Annotated in this window: 10 protein-coding genes; all 10 read left to right on the top strand. The window is 54.4% G+C overall.

Annotated elements, in window-relative coordinates; translation table 11 throughout:
* Window positions 1–67 precede the first annotated feature (67 nt).
* The 10 genes from NST26_RS23335 (at window position 68) to NST26_RS23290 (ending at window position 19,015) form a co-directional block, all read left to right on the top strand.
* On the top strand, window positions 68–1,246 hold the full coding sequence (locus NST26_RS23335) for an ROK family transcriptional regulator (RefSeq protein ID WP_340950977.1): 1,179 nt from the start codon (window positions 68–70) through the stop codon (window positions 1,244–1,246).
* A gap of 43 nt (window positions 1,247–1,289) precedes the next feature.
* The gene (locus tag NST26_RS23330; RefSeq protein ID WP_340950979.1) at window positions 1,290–2,273 is read left to right on the top strand and encodes an ROK family protein; all 984 of its coding nucleotides are present in this window, start codon (window positions 1,290–1,292) and stop codon (window positions 2,271–2,273) included.
* Between the two features lie 31 nt (window positions 2,274–2,304).
* Complete coding sequence (locus tag NST26_RS23325) at window positions 2,305–3,483, top strand: MFS transporter (RefSeq protein WP_340950981.1); 1,179 nt, start codon at window positions 2,305–2,307, stop codon at window positions 3,481–3,483.
* Window positions 3,484–3,501: 18 nt separating this feature from the next.
* Window positions 3,502–5,754 (top strand): AraC family transcriptional regulator, encoded by a 2,253-nt coding sequence (locus NST26_RS23320; RefSeq protein ID WP_340950984.1) that lies wholly within the window; start codon window positions 3,502–3,504, stop codon window positions 5,752–5,754.
* 348 nt (window positions 5,755–6,102) lie between these two features.
* The gene (locus tag NST26_RS23315; protein ID WP_340950985.1) at window positions 6,103–7,695 is read left to right on the top strand and encodes an extracellular solute-binding protein; all 1,593 of its coding nucleotides are present in this window, start codon (window positions 6,103–6,105) and stop codon (window positions 7,693–7,695) included.
* Between the two features lie 132 nt (window positions 7,696–7,827).
* Complete coding sequence (locus tag NST26_RS23310) at window positions 7,828–8,694, top strand: ABC transporter permease (RefSeq protein WP_051477937.1); 867 nt, start codon at window positions 7,828–7,830, stop codon at window positions 8,692–8,694.
* Between the two features lie 27 nt (window positions 8,695–8,721).
* The gene (locus NST26_RS23305; RefSeq protein ID WP_340979845.1) at window positions 8,722–9,594 is read left to right on the top strand and encodes a carbohydrate ABC transporter permease; all 873 of its coding nucleotides are present in this window, start codon (window positions 8,722–8,724) and stop codon (window positions 9,592–9,594) included.
* 91 nt (window positions 9,595–9,685) lie between these two features.
* Entirely contained in the window at window positions 9,686–11,419 is a 1,734-nt protein-coding gene (locus NST26_RS23300) for a hypothetical protein (RefSeq protein WP_340979844.1), read from the top strand.
* A gap of 94 nt (window positions 11,420–11,513) precedes the next feature.
* The gene (locus tag NST26_RS23295; RefSeq protein ID WP_340979843.1) at window positions 11,514–13,886 is read left to right on the top strand and encodes a glycoside hydrolase family 95 protein; all 2,373 of its coding nucleotides are present in this window, start codon (window positions 11,514–11,516) and stop codon (window positions 13,884–13,886) included.
* Window positions 13,887–14,686: 800 nt separating this feature from the next.
* Window positions 14,687–19,015: an endo-1,4-beta-xylanase gene (locus tag NST26_RS23290; protein WP_339310764.1), complete on the top strand. Its 4,329-nt coding sequence runs from the start codon at window positions 14,687–14,689 to the stop codon at window positions 19,013–19,015.
* Window positions 19,016–19,657: the final 642 nt, after the last annotated feature.

Here is a 19,657-nt window from a genome sequence, read left to right as displayed (position 1 = left end):
ACTGTATATTAGACTATACATTAAGTTAGTAAACTTAATTAACTATATATAGAACGGAGTATGAATCGTGAGAATTCAAACGGCCGGGACCCCCAAGGTCATGCGCAATCTGAATGAATTTCTGATTCTGGACCAGATCATCGGCGGCGGACCGCAATCCAGAGCGGATCTTAGCCGGTATACCGGCTTAAGCAAGCCTACGGTATCCTCGGCCATTGCTCATCTTATAGAACGCGGACTGGTCAGAGAGTCCGGCAGAGCGGAGAACACCCAGGGCCGCAAAGCGACTCTGGTGGAATTCAACCCGAAATGCTTCTATACCCTAGGGGCAGAGGTGGGGGGGAGCAGCCTGCGGATAGCACTTGCGGATATGAGCGGAGAGATCTGCTATTTCAAGCAGCTGGCTATGCCGGATAGCGGGCTGACAGCGGCGGTGTGTCAAGACTACCTGGTTCAGAGTATAGAGGGACTGCTTGCGGATTCCGGGATCTCCCGGGAGAAGCTGCGGGCCGCGGCCTTCGGGATTCCAGGCGTAGTGGACCCGGCAGATGGCAGCGTGTCTGACCTGGTTGCCCCACTGCGCGGGTGTGAAGCGGTGCTCGCGAGGGTTAATCTGACCCGGCTGATCCCCGTGCCTGTCGTGACGGAGAATGATGTCAACCTCGCCGCTCTGGCAGAGTATACCTCTTCGGGGATGGCGGCAAGCGGCTCTCTGCTGTACTTCTCCATCGGCGCAGGAACCGGGGGCGGCCTCATTATTCATGGGGAGATCTACCGGGGGCTTGGCGGCGGTGCAGGCGAACTAGCCAATCTGATGCTGAGCGCAGGCAGGCTGGAGGATGTGTTGTCTACAGACGGATTAAGGCAACTGGCCAACCGGATGGCAAAAGAATATACAGGCGCAGGTGATACAGCGCATCTGCTGTCTACACCTGGAGGAACGGCAGCACAGATATGGGATGCAGTGCGCAGAGGCGAGCCTCTTGCACTGGCTATTATCGAGGCCTACTGCAATCTGCTTGCAGAGGCAGTGGGCAGTATTTGTACCGTGATGGCTCCAACGACTGTGGTCCTTGGAGGCGAACTGGGCAGCCATGGGGATATCCTGCTGGAGAGGCTGGAATCCCGGCTCGGGGGGCTTCACCGGAAGCCCCGGCTGGCTGCTTCCAGCCACGGGGACAAGGATGTGGTACTTGGAGCGGTCCAGACCGCGGTCCAATTGGCTTTTCGTGAGATGCGGGCATAAGGAGCATAAGCTTATATTTTATAGAATGACGGGGGAATCCTAGATGAATATGTTAACTGCCGGAATTGATGTTGGCGGCACCAAGACACTGCTATGCCTCACAGATGAAGTAGGAACGGTGCTTGAACAGTACAAGGTAGAGACGCAGCTGAGCCGGGAGCCGGAGGTGTTCTTCCGCTGGTTATTCGCCGAACTGGAGCAGCTCTGCAAGCGTAACGGTACTACGCTAGCTTCTCTGAAGGGAGTGGGTATCGGATTCCCGGGAGTCATGAATGAACGTACCGGCACACTGACCAGCGCACCGGCGCTCAATTGGCCTGCAACCATGGATATTCGTCCGGTAATTGCCGCTTATTATCCCGGACTGGTGGTGCTGGACAATGATGTGAATATGGCAGCTATGGGCGAGTATGCAGCGGGCTCGGCTGCTGGGTCCGAGCATTTCATTATGATCACGGTCGGTACTGGTGTGGGCAGCGCCTTGTTCCTGAACGGCCAGCTCTACCGGGGAGCCAGCTTCGCTGCGGGTGAGATTGGCTATCTCATCGTTGAGCCGGGAGCGGTTCATGCTGCTGCCGATCCGGAGTATAGTGAGTTCGGCCCGTTTGAGATGGAGGTATCCGGCACGGGAATCGGGGCGAGGGCGGCGGCCAGGCTGCACGGGAATAACAGCAGTTCATTGATACGGGAGCTGGCGCAGGGCGATGCGGTCCGGGCGGAGCATGTATTTGCAGCCGCGCAGCAACGGGATGAGACGGCACTGGCGCTGCTGGATCATGCGTATGAACAGATGGCGGCGGCAGTCAAGAATATTGCAATTACGCTGGATCTGGAGCTGGTCATTCTCGGCGGCGGTGTCGTGGAGAAGAACCCGGGCTATGTGCAGGAGGTTGCAGCGCGGGTCAGCCGGTATACTCCTGAGCAATCCTTAACCATCCGGCAGGCGGTGCTCGGCAATCAGGCGGGAGCGATAGGTGCTGCTGCGGCGGCCCGAAGCAGGCTGAGCGCAGGAACCGGGCAGAATTGAGGCTATGAAAATGAGACGCGGAACAAGTATAATGAGATTCTCTGTAGGCAGCAAGGAGAGCGAGGTCCTGCTGAAGATGCGCGGTCTGTATCTGTTCACAGGTCTGGCCGGGGGCAGCTTCAACCCGTATGTCACCTCTCTTCTGGTTCATCAGGGCATGACGAGCCAGAGGATTGGAATTATGATGGCATTCGGCACCTTGCTGGCGATTCTGTTTCAGCCGTTATGGGGAATTCTGGTGGACCGCTATCAACGAACAAGACTGGTACTGATGCTTACCCTGATTGTTCCCGGCACCATAGTCTATCTCTACAATGTAAAATGGCTTGTCGTCATTGTGCTGGTATACAGCTTGTATACGATTTTTCAGAGCACCCAGACGCCGATTGCCGACGCTTATGCAGTGAATGCAGCTTCAGCCGCAGGCACCTCGTTCGGGACCATCCGGCTGTTCGGGAGTATCGGCACGGCGCTGGGAGGGTACTTCGGCGGACTGTATCTGAACTGGATGGGGGTCACCGAGCTGTGGATTCCCTTCCTGCTCTTCAACCTGCTTGCTCTTATCCTCGTGATGACCATTCCCGTGAATGTGGAGCGGCGGGCGCAGCATGTAACGTTCACCAGCGGAATCAGGCAGTTGCTGGGTAACCGGGTCTTTCTGCTATTTCTCGCCGGTTGTTTTCTGGTGAACCAGACGCTTACGGCCTTCAACTCCTTCTTTGTGCTGACCTTCCAGATGGCGGGCGGGAGCTTCGCGTGGTCAGGCATCGCCCTGATGATTGCTTCCATTACCAGTGTTCCGGCAATGCTCGTGGCCGCAAGAGTCCTGAAGAAGTACGGCTATGAGAAAACATTGATGCTGGCCTCCGTTGTCTACATGCTCCGCTGGGCGATCCAATGGCTCATTCCTGTTCCCGGTGTTATGATAGGTGTCCAGACGCTGCACGGCATGTCTTTTGGTTTCTTCTACATTGCAGCCGTAGAATATGTGGCCTCCATTACGGGTAAAGAGCTGCAAGCCACAGGACAAAGTCTGTTCAATATGGTGTTTGTCGGTCTTGGTGGCATTGCCGGGAATCTGCTGAACGGGTATCTGCTGGAGACCGGCGGACCGGGACTGATGTATTTCTCCTGTACGGTCAGCGCCGCGCTCGGCGCATTGCTGCTGTACAAGGTAAGCTCAATTTCAAGTAAGCAGCAGTCTGAATAAGAAGAAGGGGGAAGCTCTATGAAGCGCAGTTGGTATAGTCGGATGCTATTCTCATACTTCCCTGTCTTCCTGCTTGTAGTCACTGTTCTAATCTTCCTGGCCTTCATGGTCATTACGGAGCTGTCCCGCAGCGAGACGGAGAAGGCTAACTACGTATCCACCAGCTATGTGGCGGATACGGTGGAGCGGACCTTGAATGAGATAGAGCTGGGGGTGCTGCAGGAGATCGGAAATAACTATTCCTATAATGACTTCCTGGATGCGCCCGGCACGGACTCACCGGCAGGCAGCTCGTATGAAATTGTGCAAAGTATGAACCGTCTATCCGAACGCTTCAGCCTGATTGATTCAATCTATGTCTACCGTAACAAGGACAAGCTGATGCTGGGCCAGAGCGGATACGTGAATCCGGGGCAGGGCCAGGGGCTGGAGGCGGAATATTTGCAGCAGCTCTCTGCGAATAAGAATAAGCAGCAACAGGGGTGGAGCGCTGTACGGATGGTTCAGCCCAGGAACTCTAAGGACTTGCGGCCGGTGATCAGCCTGGCCAGCAGGCTGCCGATTCCTTGGGGCTCCGACGGTTATATTGTTATTAATGTCAGTGTGTACCGCGTAGAGCGTCTAGTGGACAGCTTGACGAGTGGAGAACTGTCCTTCCTGCGGATCAAGGATGTCTTGGGGACACCGATCTATGATTCTGCTCCGGCCGCAGACGGCGAGAATAACAGAACGCTCTCGAAGGTCGAGGCGAAGAATCTGGGCTGGACCTTCGAGAGCGGACTCCGGGCCGGGCGCTTATTCGATTGGATCTCGGTGATCTCCTACGTCTGGTTCATTCTCGGGCTGCTGACGATTGCGCTGGGCGTAGTGTATATCATCTACATCACCCGGCGGAATTACCGGCCCATCCATCAACTGATGGTGCGGATTCAAGGACTTCAGCCTGCGGCCCAGGACGCCGCTCCTGGCGTAGCTTCCGATGAGCTGGCCCTGATGCATAACGCGCTGGACCGGCTGGTGCAGATCACTACCGACTATGAGCGGGAACGTTATGAGAATCTGGTTATTCAGCGCCGGGAGCTATTCCTGGATTTCCTCAGCGGGCAGAGGCTGGAGGATGCGGCAGAGCGGCTGGAGACGCTGGACCCTTTCGAGGGCACCAGGGAGTTCGAAGCGTTCGTTGTATTCACAGCCGAGCTGAACCGGGAGAAGGACTGGCATGCGCTGCCTGCTCAGGATCAGAACCTGCTGAAATTCGCCTTAACCAATGTGCTGGGGGATCTGATGGCAGATAAGCAGCTTCAGGCCTGGGCCGAATGGATCAGCGGGGAGCGGCTGGGGATGATTATTGGCTTCCGGTTCCAGCCGGTGAAGGATGACAGTGATACGATGCTGGAGCTGGCAAGAGACTGCCACCGCTGGATTATGGATAATCTGCGGGTATCCCTGACCTTCGGAGTGGGTACGGTCGTCCGGGACTGGCGGGAGATCCGGGATTCTTACGCGGCAGCGGCTGAGGTGCTCAGTCACAGGCTGGCCTTGGGAACAGATATTGCTGCAGTCCAAATGGATCAGCAGGACGATTCCGGATTGAAGAGCTATAAATACTTCGGAAGCTTCACCCAGCTGGTCCGTGAATTCCGCCTGTCGGGCGAGAACTGGCGAATCCGGCTGGACGAAATCTTCGATTCCTTCCGCAAGGACCGCCTGAAGGACGAAGAGATCTATATGCTGCTGGAAGTGCTGCTCCAGGCGCTGGAGCAGGAGCTTAAGGGGATAGCGGAGACGCTGGACCGTCAGCTCGCGGCAGCATGGAGCGGCGGTCTGCGGGAACGCATCCGGGGCAGCACCAATCTTGAAGAGATCCGGGAGCTGCTGACCGGCTGGCTGAATGAAACCTACCATGTCTATGTGTCGGTCAATGAGCTGAAGAGCCACCGGGTGATGATTACCGAGGTTAAGCATTATATAGAAGAGCATTATGCGAATCCTGATCTGTCCTTGAATCATCTGAGCGAGCGGTTCCAGATCTCTGCGAAATACGCCAGCTACCTGTTCAAGGAAGAATTCAATATGAAGTTTGTGGACTTTCTCGCAGAGCTGCGGCTGATGAAGGCCAAGGAACTGCTGGAGACGACTTCAGAGAGCATACAGGATATTGCCCTCCAGATTGGATATGCTAATTCCATTACCTTCGGACGGGTCTTCAAGCGTATTACGGGCATGACCCCGGGGGATTACCGCAAATCGAAGCTCCATAAAGATGAATAAGCACTGCGTAAATCCGGCTTCAGCAGATTCCGGGTTTGCGCTTTTTTTGATTATTGGGGAGACGGGGTTTAACGATTCGACAAATACATGACATATAAGGTTATGTATAAGTTATGTATTTAGGTTTATGGATACGATTTTCGTGAAGCATTCCTGCGATAATTGTATATTCAGAATGAAAAATGCTGCAATTTCATTGGATTTTTCATGAAAATTCAATAAGAAACATGTATATTGTCGAATTCCGCAAACGATGTAATAATTCATCACATGGTCAAGCCGTAAGCATCATACAGAGACAACAGGCTGATTGAAATCAGAAATCGAAAGGGATAGGTGATAGGAAATATGACAAATGATAACGGTAAAAGAAAGTTGGCTCTCGGTCTCTCAGCGGTCCTTATGTCATCCATGGTATTGTCTGCATGCTCGTCTAAAGATTCCAGTGAAGCAAGCGGCAACGGTGCAGCGCCAGCCGGCAGCTTGAAGATCGAAATTTTTGACCGTGGCAATGCGCCGGCCGGTGTTACGGCATCCGATAATTTCCTCACCAATTATGTTAAAGAGAATTTCGGAAAGGCTAACAATATTAATGTGGAATTCGTCCCTATCCCCCGCTCGGAAGAAGTGACTAAGCTAAATGTTCTGATGGCCAGCGGAACCGATGTTCCTGATATCGTCTTCACCTATGATTCCGGGACCTTCAACAAATATGCCGAGCAAGGCGGGCTGACGGATCTGACTCCGCTGCTGCAAGAACACGGACAGAACCTGACCAAGTTCCTTGGCGAGGATACTTTGCGCTACGGTCAATACGATGGCGTCCAGTATAGCATTCCCGCCAAACGCTCTACGATAGGTAAATATGCTTCCTTCATCCGTCAGGATTGGCTGGATAAGCTGGGGCTTCCCGTTCCGGCTACCTCAGAGGAGCTATATAATACACTGACCGCCTTCAAGACCAAAGATCCGGGTGAAACCGGCGGCAAAGTGATTCCTCTGGGCATGACGATTGCAGCGGCGCAGTATGATTCGCTGGTCTGGTCCTTCATCAAGCCGGTTACTGAGCAGGAGCGCTTCGAGCTTACGCAGAATCTCAGCTCCCGGGACTACCCGATTCTGCTGCCCGGATTCAAGGATGCCATTCAATATATGAACAAGCTGTATAACGAAGGGCTGATCAGCAAGGACTTTGCCCTGGATGAGAATAAAGAGACCCTTACACAGAATATCGGGAACGGGCTTGTGGGCGCATTCAGCGATGATAACGATGCGATCTTCTACCCTGACGGTACTTATGATGTTCTGACGAAGAATAACCCGAAGGCTGTGCTGAGCGCCATTGATCCGTTCACGAACAGCGAGGGGAAGACGGCCAAGCCGGTATCTGCTCCGAACGGGATGTATATCATGATTCCGAAGTCCAGCAAGCATGCGGTGGAAGCTATGAAGTATCTGGACTGGATGTCTGCAGATGGTCATCTGCAATATATCCAGAACGGGATTGAAGGCGAGCATTACAAGCTGGAAGACGGCGTGCCGGTCTCCATTCCGGATCTGTCTGTCGAATCCTCGAACAAGCTGTCTGGCGGCGGGGATATCGGGATTATTGCGAACGGACGGATTTTTGAGAGCCAGGAGAAGAATAATGAGGCCTTCGTGAAGAGCTTCCGCACCCAGTATCAGGATATCATCGCGAAATCACTGACGATTTCCACCACTAACCCGATTGAGCCGGTATTCACCAGCCGTCCGATTGAGGCCGAGAGCAAATACGGCACGACACTTAGCGATAAAATCAAGCAGCTAATGGTGAAAGCTACAATGGTCCCCCCTGGTGAATTCGAAGTCACCTATGAGAGTATGCTGAAGGACTACATGTCGAGCGGCGGACAGGCCATTCTGGATGAACGCAAGGCTGCCTACAGCGAGCAGAAATAATTGAATTCGAGGTCCGTGAGGGAGGGGAGCGGCAGGGCTGCCGTTCTTGGCTGCTTCCCCTTACAGCCTCAGGGGCACAGTGGAGGAGGAATCGTTGTGGGATACACCCGTTATTTCCGCAGAAATTGGCAGATGTACGCATTGCTGGTCTTACCCATGCTGTTCTTTATTATTTTCAAATACGGTCCAATGTATGGTGTGCAGATTGCGTTCAAGGACTTCAACTTCTTCAAAGGCATTGGTGGCAGTGAATGGATTGGTCTTGACGGATTCCGCGAGGTATTTGCGAATCAGGACTTTTATATAACCTTACGCAACACGTTGATGCTGAACTTTCTGGATTTGATTGTTTCTTTTCCCGCCCCCTTGATTATTGCCATTATGCTATTTGAGCTGAAGGTGGTCTGGTTCAAGAAGCTGTCTCAGACGATTCTGTATATTCCGCATTTTATTTCCTGGGTAATCATCGGCGGGATTGTGTACCAGCTCTTTGGCCAGCAGTCCGGGATGATTAACAACCTGTTAACGAGCCTGGGGCTGGATGCCATTCCTTTTCTCTCTGACAAAAATTATTGGCTGATCACGTACCTGCTGACTGGTGTCTGGCAGAGCGCAGGCTGGGGGACGATTCTCTATCTGGCGGCACTCGCGGGCATTAATAAAGAGCTGTTCGAAGCGGCGGAGGTCGATGGGGCCGGAAGAATCAAGCGCATTCTGCATATTACGATTCCGGGGATCAAGCCGACGATTGTTACGCTGCTGATCATTAATCTGGGCAACATGATCTCAATTGGCTTTGAGCGGCCGTTCGTGATTGGTAACCTTGCGGTTATGGAATACTCGGATGTGCTGAGTACCTTTGTCTACCGGATCGGTCTGGAATCGGGGCAGTATACGCTGGCTACGGTGGTTGGATTGTTCCAGGCGGTGGTCGGACTTCTGTTCCTGCTGGTGGCGAACTATATTTCCAAGAAGCTTACAGACGAGAGCATCCTCTAATCAACCTTTGGATCGGGAGTGTACATTATGAATGAAAGAGCAGCTAACAAGGCGTTTGATACATGGATTGTGGTCTGCTTAACCTTATCGGTGCTGGCATGTCTGATTCCGTTCGTGCATATTCTCGCGGTCTCCTTCAGCGGAACCGTCCCGATTGCTTCGGGCAGAGTCACTCTGTTCCCTATGGACTTCAATATTGAGGCGTATAAAAAAGTGTTCAGTGATGCCGCGATGATCCGCTCGCTGGGCTTCACGATATTCCTGACGGTGCTGTTCACAGCGCTGTGCATGATGATGACGGTTGCGGCGGGCTATGCCCTGTCGAAGAAGGATCTGAAAGGCCGTAAAATCTTCATGTTCCTCATTGTCGTCACCATGTTCTTCAGCGGCGGTATTATTCCAGAGTATATTCTGACACGGGAGCTGCATTTGCTCAATACGATCTGGGCGCTGGTTCTCCCTGGACTTATTAGCCCCTTCTATATGATTATTCTGATTTCTTTTCTGGCCGGTATTCCTGACGCGCTTAAGGAGTCCGCAGAGATCGACGGCAGCAGCCAGTTCGGGACGCTGATCCGTATCATTCTGCCGTTATCCATGCCGGTACTTGCTACCCTAAGCCTGTTCTATGCCGTCGGCAGATGGAACGGATTCCAGGATACGCTGATGTATATCACGAAGCCGGAGCTGTATCCGCTCCAGCTTAAGCTTTATCATATGATCCAGAACAGCCAGGTAACCGATATGATGAGAATGGAGGGGAATGCGATCAGCACGGTTGTGCCGGAGAGTCTGAAGGCAGCTACTGTAGTGTTCGCCACGGTGCCTATTCTGCTGGTCTACCCATGGCTGCAAAGATACTTCGTCTCGGGTGTGATGACCGGGGCCGTGAAGGGTTGAAGCTATGGGTTGAAACAGTATTGGCTGGTGCAGGTGCAGGTTCAGTATAAATCATGCCCTAACAGGGCTGGCAGATAGGGGAGTCGAGCAGATGTTCAAGAAGATAACGGACATTAATGACAAATGGACAGCGGAATCCATGGAGCTGCAGATCAGTGACCGGGAGAGCCGGTACTTCGGGGGCGTGTGTGATCCGCTGAGCGGTGTAGCCTGGCCGAATCATACCGGCACGGCCCAGTATCTGGCGGCATGGGCGGCAGCCCTGGTGAATCCGCAGTCCCGGTATTACCGGGATCTGGAGCTGCTGGAGCAGCTGCATGAGGGGATGGCATTCATGCTGCGCTTCCAGCATGAGGACGGCACGATCTCGCCGGGCTGGACGAATTATCATTCCCCGCCGGATACGGCGTTCGTCGTGGTCGGATTAGCCAATATCCTCACGCTGCTGGAGCGGCAGAGCTGGCCGCCGCTGCAGCCGGTGACGGATCAGATTCGAGCCTTCCTTGTGCGGACGATTCCGGCGATGCTGACCGGGGGTGTACATACCCCCAATCACCGCTGGGTGCTGACTGCCGCGCTGGGGTCTTTGTACCGGATATTTGCCCTGGAGGAGTTACAGGCAAGAGCCGGGGAATGGCTTCAGGAGGGGATGGACATTACGCCGGACGGCGAATGGACGGAGCGGAGTAACGGAATTTACAATACGGTCAGCGATATCATGCTCTATTACGCCGCGCAGGATCTGAACCGTCCAGAGCTGCTGGAGCCGGTCCGCCAGAATCTGCGGATGATGAAATACCTGGTTCACCCGGATGGTGAGGTGGTCACCGATTACTCGGGGCGGCAGGATTTCGGCAGCGTCTACTCGCTGGCTGACTATTATCTGTGCTACCAGCTGATGGCTGAGCATGACCGAGACCCGGAATTCGCTGCTCTTGCGGAGCTGGCAGGCCGCTCGGTTATCCATCCGGGTTCGCTGCCCAATCAGATTATGCTGGGGTTCCTGCTCTATCCGCAGGTGCAGGCGGCTTCAGTCTTGCCGGGAGAATTGCCGGATAGCTACCGCAAGGTGATCAATGGCACGTTTAATCGTCAGGAGCTGATGGGCCGAATCGGTCAGGACGGCTACGGCGGGCCTGTCCGCCACAGCAAGCAGCATACGGAATTCGGTGCTCCGGTTGCCCGTGTGCGCAGCAGAGAGACCAGTGTAAGCGTGATGACCGAAGCTTCCTCACTGTTCTCGCTGCGGCATGGCCGGGCAAGGCTGCTGGGGGTTCAGCTGGCTTCAAGCTTCGAGCCTGGACTGATTACGATGGATACGCTGACGGAGATTTCGGGCGGCTATCGTCTGGAGTCTGTAGCCGGAAAGGGCTATTACGGCACCATTCCGGCGGACAAGCTGCCATCCCGGACCGGCTTGCCTTGCAGCCCGTGGTATCTGCTGCCTCATGGAGAGCGGCCGCTTACCCATAACCAGACGAGCAGTGTCTGCGTGAAGGTAAGCGAGTGGGAAGCTGGTTGGGATCTGCATTTCTCAGCGATGTCTCCGGCAGATGTGCTGACCCAGATCGTCCTGCTCTTCGGCAGCGAGGGCAGACTTGAGGGCTCCGAGCTGACGCCGGTGCCGGGGATGAGCGAGGCTTCCTTCTGGACCGCCGGAACACTCCGCTATAGCGCAGGGGAGGACTGGATGGAGCTTGAGCAGGGCTGTCATGAGCATCACCTGGCCGATATCCGCGGGATGAGCTATCCCGAAGGCTGCCAGAAAGTCATCGTAACACTCATCACTCCTCTGGAATATAGCCTGCGGATTCGTCTTTCCTGACAGATGCCTATATAATGAAAGGGTTATCAGGATTTATCAGGATTTAAGGGTTCAGCCAGATTAGAAATTACGGTGTATGGAGGTAAGCTGCGCAATGAATATTTCATTTAATACCCCCGCCACTTATTGGGTGGAGGCGCTTCCAGTCGGGAACGGACGGCTGGGGGCTATGATTTTTGGCGGCATCGAGAAGGAACGTCTGGCGCTGAATGAGGACACACTGTGGTCCGGGTACAAGACAGACTGGAATAATCCGGAGGCCCGTGAGGTTCTCCCTGAGGTCAGGGCGCTGATTGCAGAAGGCAGGAATGAAGAAGCGGATCAGCTATGCAAAAAAATGATGGGCCCCTACGCCCAGTCCTACCTGCCCTTCGGGGATCTGCTGCTTACGATGGAGCACGGGCAGACCATAGACGGGGAATATAGCCGGAAGCTGGACTTGTCCACGGGTGTTGGTACCGTATCCTATGTAATCGGCGGTGTCCGCTATACCCGGGAGGTCTTCGCCTCTCACCCGGACCAGGCGATCATTGTCCGTTTAACGGCCAGTGAGGAGCACCGTCTCAGCTTCCGGGCGAAGCTGGACAGTCAGCTCCGCCACCGTTCGGAAGCAGACGGGGAGCACTACACGATTACCGGACATGCTCCTGAAAATGTGGCACCGAATTATTACGAAGTCGATCAGCCGGTCCGTTACGGTGGAGAGTCCCCCCGGAGTCTGGAGTTCCACGGCCGTCTGGCTGCGGTCCAGACTGGAGGCCGCCTGGAAGCTACTGCTGACGGTATCCAAGTTACCGGCGCAACGGAAGCGGTTCTATACTTCAGTGCGGCGACCTCGTTCGATGCGGAATCGGGCACAGTGAAGGCGAATTACGATGTGCGGCAGCAGACTGCGCAAACGGTACAGCGTATCATTAATGAGCCTTATGCCGGGCTGCTTGGCCGTCATGTTGACGACCACCGGGAGCTGTTTGACCGGGTAGAGCTGCATCTGGGAGAGAGCCTGGCTCCGGAGGGCATGCCGACAGATCAGAGAATTGCCGCCTACGGCAGCAATGATCCGGGGCTGGTAGAGCTTCTGTTCCATTACGGCCGTTATCTGCTGATTGCCAGCTCCCGCCCCGGCACACAGCCGGCAAACCTCCAGGGCATCTGGAATCAGGATACCCGGGCACCGTGGAGCAGCAATTACACGCTGAATATCAATGCGGAGATGAATTATTGGCCGGCAGAGATCTGCAATCTGTCCGAGCTGCACCAGCCGCTGATTGACTATACCCGGAGGCTGGCGGTCAACGGCAGCGAGACGGCCCGGATTAACTATGGCGCACGCGGCTGGGTAGCCCATCATAACGCCGATCTCTGGGCGCAGTCGGCTCCCGTTGGCGGCTACGGCGACGGAGATCCGGTCTGGGCATCCTGGGCGATGGGCGGGGTATGGCTTACCCAGCATCTGTGGGAGCATTATGCCTTCAGCGGCGATCTGTCCTATCTGCGGGAGACCGCGTATCCTGTGATGAAGGAAGCGGCCTTGTTCTGCCTGGATTGGCTGATCGAGAACCCGGAAGGGTACCTGATTACCTCACCATCCACTTCTCCTGAGCACAAAATCGTAGACGGCGGCAAGAAGTATGCCGTCAGCGAAGCGGTAACCATGGATCTGTCGCTGATCGCGGAGCTGTTCACGAACTGCAGCCTTGCTGCCGGATTGCTTGGGCTGGACGGCGAATTTGCAGCTGAGCTGGAGACTGCCCGCGCGCGGCTGCTGCCGTTGCAGGTAGGTGCAGGCGGCCGGCTTCAGGAGTGGTCAGCGGATATGGAGGATGAGGATGTGCATCACCGCCATGTCTCCCATCTGGTCGGGGTCTACCCGGGCAGATCGATCACGGAGAAGTTAGTTCCCGAGCTGTATGAAGCAGCCAGAACCTCGCTTGAGATTCGCGGAGACGGCGGAACCGGCTGGAGCCTGGGCTGGAAAATCGGACTATGGGCCAGATTCAGACAGGGTGACCGCGCCAAGCAGCTGATCACTAACCTGCTGACGCTGGTTCAGCCGGAGGCCGTTAATAATGAACGCGGCGGTGTCTATCCGAACCTGTTCGACGCCCATCCGCCGTTCCAGATTGACGGGAACTTCGCGGCTACAGCCGGAATTGCCGAGATGCTGCTGCAATCCCACCAGGGTTATCTGGAGCTTCTGCCCGCCTTGCCTTCAAGCTGGAGCGAAGGTAGAGTGAAGGGGCTGCGGGCGCGCGGCGGCTATGAGGTGAACCTGACCTGGAGCGCTGGCGTTCTCGGACAAGCGGAGGTTACCGCTCATCTTGGTGGAGTCTGCCGGGTTCTGGCAGAAAGTCCTCTGGAGATTACGCGCGGAGAAGACCGCCTATTGGTGAAGCCGGATTCGGACGGTCTGGTGAGTATTGAGCTGCAGGCGGGGGAACGTGTCGTGGTGAGGTATGCGGAGTGAAGTGGGTAGAGTAAATAAAGAATCGTAGATAGGTAAATAAGCAGTAGTAATAAGATAGAGTAAATAGATAAGAGTATACAAAGTAAAAGTAAATGATAGACTGTATAATTTGCAGCGCACTTCGGAGGGATGGAGTGTGCTGCTTTTTTGCGTAGAAATAGGAAATCGGCCGGGTTCCGCCGGGGCATAGACCAGGCGAGGTGCGCATGTAATCGAAAAACCGATTACATTCGGCTGGGTGGTAGTGTGCGGGCCGAATGTAATCGAAAAACCGATTACATTGCGCCGGATGGTGATGTGCGGACCGAATGTAATCGGAAAACCGACCACATTGCGCTGGGTGGTAGTGTGCGGGCCAAATGTAATCGAAAAATCGATTACATTGCGCTGGGTGGTAGTGTGCGGGCCGAATGTAATCGAAAAACTGACCACATTGCGCTGGGTGGTAGTGTGCGGGCCAAATGTAAAAACCGACCACATTGCGCTGGGGGTAGTGTGCGGGCCGAATGTAATCGAAAAACCGATTACATTGCGCCGGATGGTGCCGTGCGGGCCGAATGTAATCGAAAAACCGATTACATTGCGCTGGGTGGTAGTGTGCGGGCCAAATGTAATCAAAAAACCGATTACATTGTGCTGGCGCGAGGGGGGGCCGGGTGTATGCGGAAAACCGCTAATTTCCCCAGCCCCGCTTATCATTTTGTTATCAATCCTATCAAATTGTTATTTGTAAACGATTTCCAATCGGCTATAATCCATTATGTAAACGCTTTATTATGATGAATCTAAGGAGGGTACAGATGCTCAAGCCTAAACGAATAATGAGCCTCACGCTGGCGCTGGTCGTCCTGGCAGCTTCGGTGCTGCCTATGCGCACACCGGCTCATGCGGCGGCCGAGGGAGGCCCGGCGGTTGTTCTCGCTTCGGACTATGAGGACGGCACCGCGCAGGGCTGGACCAAGAAAGGCGACGAACAGCTTACGGTAACGAAGGAAGTCTATCATGGAGGCTCCTACAGTCTGTATGTGGATGGACGGACCAAGGATTGGGAAGGGCCCAATCAGTTGCTAACGGACCAGATGACTCCGAATACAGCCTACACCGTGGGAGCATGGGTGAAATCTCCGGCGCCGGTCAAATTCACGGTACATACCAAAATCGGCGAAGCCGAGGATTGGAAGCCTGTAGCAGAATTTAACGGAACGCAGTGGTCGGATGAATGGACTTATCTGGAAGGTACTTTTATTACAGGCGATAAGGTAGGCTTCACAGAGATTTATGCAGAAGCCGCAGCAGGAACCGCATTCTACGTGGACGATATCAAGATCACTGCCGCTGCGGTTGACGTCCCGGAGGGGGAGGAAGGGCTGCGTACGGATTTTGAAGACGGAACGCTTCAGGGCTGGAAGAACCGGATTGGCCCGGAATCGTTGTCGGTGAGTCAGGATACGGCTAATACCGGAACTCACAGTATGCTGGTAGAGGGAAGGGAGCGCAGCTTCTACGGGCCAAGCCTGAGTGTGAAGGAGCATCTGCGGCCGGGTAAGAGCTACCAGTTCTCGCTGTATGTCCGCCTGAAGGAGAAGCCGGAGGCCGACAAAAGCCTGCAGATGACCGTGTATAAGAAGGCCGGCTCCGAGAGCTGGAATGCGATCGATAAGGTTAGCATTAAGGCTGATGAGTGGGATCAATGGCATCTGCTGAAGGGGAATTTCCAGTACAGCGACCAGCCGTCCGAGCTGAACCTGTTCGTGGAGACGCCTTATATTACAGAGGATACCGTCGATACCTTATCCTTCTATGTGGATGATGTAACCGCCCAGCCTGCTACAGAGCTGAGCATTGAACAGGATATTCCGTCGTTAAAAGACATCTACGCTGGTAGCTTCGCCATCGGAGCCGCAGCGTATTCCTGGCAAATGGAAGGGGTCTACGGGGAGCTGCTGAAGAAGCATTTCAACAGCGTCACAGCCACCTATGAAATGAAGCCCAAGTTCCTTGCGCCTTCCGAGGGCACTTATGTGTTCGACGGTGCGGATAAATATGTGAATTTTGCCCAGGCAAACGGGATGGGACTTCGCGGACACGCACTGCTCTGGCACGTCGATGCTGCGGAGTGGATGTTCACGGGTCCTGACGGCCAGCCGGCCAGCAGAGAACTGCTGCTTACGCGCCTACAGAGTTATATCGAGACGGTTATGCACCGCTATAAGGGAAAAATCTATGCCTGGGATGTAGTGAACGAAGCGATTGCCGACAATGGGGGCGGTCCGGACGGCATGAGACTGTCCCCCTGGTATACCCTGATCGGCCCGGATTATATCGAGAAGGCGTTCGAATTCGCACGTGCCGCCGATCCGGAAGCGAAGCTCTATTACAATGACTATTACACCGAGGTTCCCGAAAAGCGTGAGCATATCTACAAGCTGCTGAAGACGCTCAAGGCGAAGAATCTGATTGACGGCGTGGGCCTCCAGTCTCACCATGGCCTGTACTCACCGTCCATTCCGGAGATCGAGAAGACCATTCAGCAGTTCTCCCAGCTGGGGCTGGATATTCAGATCACCGAGCTGGATGTCGATTCGGGCATTAGCCCGTCCTCCCCGCTGCCAGCGGATATCGCTGCACGGCAGGGCAAGCGCTATAATGATCTGTTCGAGCTATACAAGAGATACAAGGACACGATCTCCTCAGTCTCCATCTGGGGCGTGCAGGATGAGAAAAGCTACAATAACCATGCCATGTTATTCGATGAGCAGCTGAAGGCGAAGCCTGCTTTCTGGGGAGCGGCTGATCCCTCCAAGCTGCCGGACATCCATAATGTAGCTGTATCGCTTGAGGGTACGCCTCAGACAGGCGCAGCCGGGAAAGCCCTGTGGAGCAAAACAGCAGGGATTCCGCTGGAACAGGGCAGTACAGTAACTGCCAAGGTTCATACGCTGTGGGATACGAACAATCTGTATGTGAAGGCAGACGTTACCGATGCTAGTCGGAACGCGGAAGACAAGGTTGAGCTTTTCCTGGATGAGAACAATGGGAAGACTACGGCTTATCAGCCGGATGACCGCAAGATCAGCTTACCGCGTTCGGGCTCCGGGACCGAAGGAGTCAGCTTCACCAGTACAGAACGTGAGGGCGGTTATATCATTGAAGCGAAAATTCCGCTTATAACCGTCAAAGGTTCCGCAGGCGCGGAGTTGGGTCTTGATATCCGTGTCAGTGACGCCAGTGTTCCGGGTTCTGTTCCTGCCTACTGGAATGATAGAAGCCAATCCCAGGATACGGATACCAGCCGTTACGGAGTCCTCCAGCTCTCTGCAATGCCTAATTCAGCGGAGTCAGTGAAGGGTCAGGTGCAGATTGACGGGCAGATGGATGCGGTATGGGAGCTGGCGAAGCCTTTTGAAGTTAAATTGGCTTCCTCGCCTTACAGCACCACCGCAGAAGCCAGATCAATGTGGTCGGAGGACAGCCTCTACCTGATCGTAGACGTGAAGGATGCCGTTCTGAAGGCAGATGCTGTAAATCCATGGGATCAGGACTCCGTGGAAATCTTCATCGATGAGAATTTCAACAGAACCCCTTATTACGAGGGGGATGATGGCCAATACCGGATTAATATTAATAATGTGGCTTCCTTCGGCGGAGGCGCCTCGGATAGCAGATTGACCAGCGCGGTAGTCCATACGGACACCGGGTACCGCGTGGAAGCGCAGATCGACTTCGGCACGATTAAGGCAAAGGCGGGAAGCTCCATCGGGCTTGATCTGCAGATCAATGATGATCGGGGCGACGGCACCCGCAGTACGAGTAAGTGGAATGACAGGGGAGAGGATACGTGGCGGGATACCTCGAATTTCGGGATCTTGACCTTTGTGGCACCAGCAGAGGTACCGCAAGCGGGAACTGACGGTACATCCCCGTCCCCATCGTCTGGCTCTGCTCCATCGTCCCAGGCACCTGCTCCGGCAGCGGTCTTCGCAGACGGTAAGCTGACCGTTCAGGCTTCCCCGGATAAGGAAGGAATCCTGCATGTGAATCTCACGCCTGAGTCCGTCCGCCAGGCCGTGCTTCAGTCGCTGGACAGCGGCATTCTGAAGATCGCCGTCAAGCCTGCCTCTGGAGCCGAAGCGCTGCGGCTGGGGCTTCCGCTTCAGAGTCTCGCCGCACAGCCGAAGATTAAGGAGATTCAGATTGAAAGCGGCTTCGGTGCGGTTCTAAGCCTGAATACAGAGCTGCTGAAATTGCAGGATACACAGGCAGGAGATGTTCTACAGCTTCAAGTGAAGCGTGTGGCCCAGGACGGATGGCCGGCAGCGGTGAAGGCCCGCCTGGATGGGGCCGCTGTACTGGACTTCTCGCTTGCGATAAATGGAGCCAAGATTACAGCGGTTGACGCAACGGCGCTTACCTTGCTGCTGCCTTATGAACTTAAGTCAGGCGAGAGGGCGCACCAGCTTGCGGTATATGGGGTGCTGGAGAATGGCAAGCTTACAGTTGTGAAGGATTGTCAATATGATCCGGCTACAGGCTATGTTTCCTTCAAGACCAAGGAGCTTGGACAATATGCGGTTGCCACGGTGAAGCTAACCGATCACAAGGGCAGCAAATGGGCTGCCGAGAGTGTTGAAGCTCTGGCTGCAAAAGGAATACTTCCTCTGGGAGCAGAGGCTTCCTATGAGATCGGGGTATTGATAAACCGGGCGGAGTTTGCCCAGCTGCTGGTCGATGCTTTTGACCTTCAGGCTGAAGCAGCCGCTCCAGGCTTCAAGGATGTCAGTACGGATTCCCCATATGCCGAGGCTATTAACATTGCAGGAGCCTTAGGTATTGTAAAAGGTAGAGCAGATGGGCTCTACAGTCCTAACGCTACACTCAGCCGTCAGGAAATGGCGGTCATGCTGAACCGGCTCGTCCAGCTAGAGCAAATCATACTGAAGGGCGATTCTGCCGCTGTTCATAGCTTCAAGGATCTGAACCAGTTGAGCGCGGAAGCTTCAGGCGCAATAGAGAAGATGCGGGCTGCCGGAGTCATCCAAGGCGCACAGAACGGCAACTTCCTGCCGAAGGCCCAGATGACCAAGGAGCAGGCTGCCGTGGTAGTCTACCGGATAATCAGTCTCAATTAGTAGAGTAGTGTCCGCAAGTCTATAGCATTGATTCGAGCAGCGGTTCTCCCGATAAGGGGAACCGCTGCTTTTTGTGATGGGAGTAACATGTCTGCAATGTCTGCATTAGGCGACTGTTTTATCTGCATTGCCCGCGTAGTCCGGCTTTCACGTCAGGAAATAGTTGGATTTTAGGCACTTGTTCGCGCGCGGAAGAGACCCGGCCAGACAATAGGTGGAAAAAAGGCACTTGTTACGCCGGGGTCGGAGCAAAAAGAAGAAATTCACAAAAATATATAGCATAAATCCACCTAATTTCCTCAAAAGCTCCAAACCGGCTAAATTAAGATACATTTGTCCAACTAATTCTGTAGTAGGCTGTGCAACCATCGTTTGGACGGCGGTACAACTGGAAGGTACTCGATGTTGCCGGGGTACCTCAGAGTTGCCGAAGTTTCTCATTGCTGTTTGAAGTTGTTTGAACCTATTCTAAGCTACAATCCACGATGTCATGTCCGTAACGGATTGTCCTTTTGTAGTAACCTTGCCCCCGCTTAAACAGCGGAGAGGACGGAACGATTGTGGAAAAGCGGCAGCGGTCGCCTTGGTCTCCGGATTTTCACCGCTAAGGGAAATAAATAAAATCTGGAGACCACAGCGATT

The sequence above is a fragment of the Paenibacillus sp. FSL R7-0128 genome, from assembly GCF_038002245.1.
GTDB lineage: Bacteria > Bacillota > Bacilli > Paenibacillales > Paenibacillaceae > Paenibacillus_AQ > Paenibacillus_AQ silagei.
The sequence above is the reverse complement of the archived record's forward strand: the minus strand, read 5'-3'. Positions and strand labels throughout refer to the sequence as shown.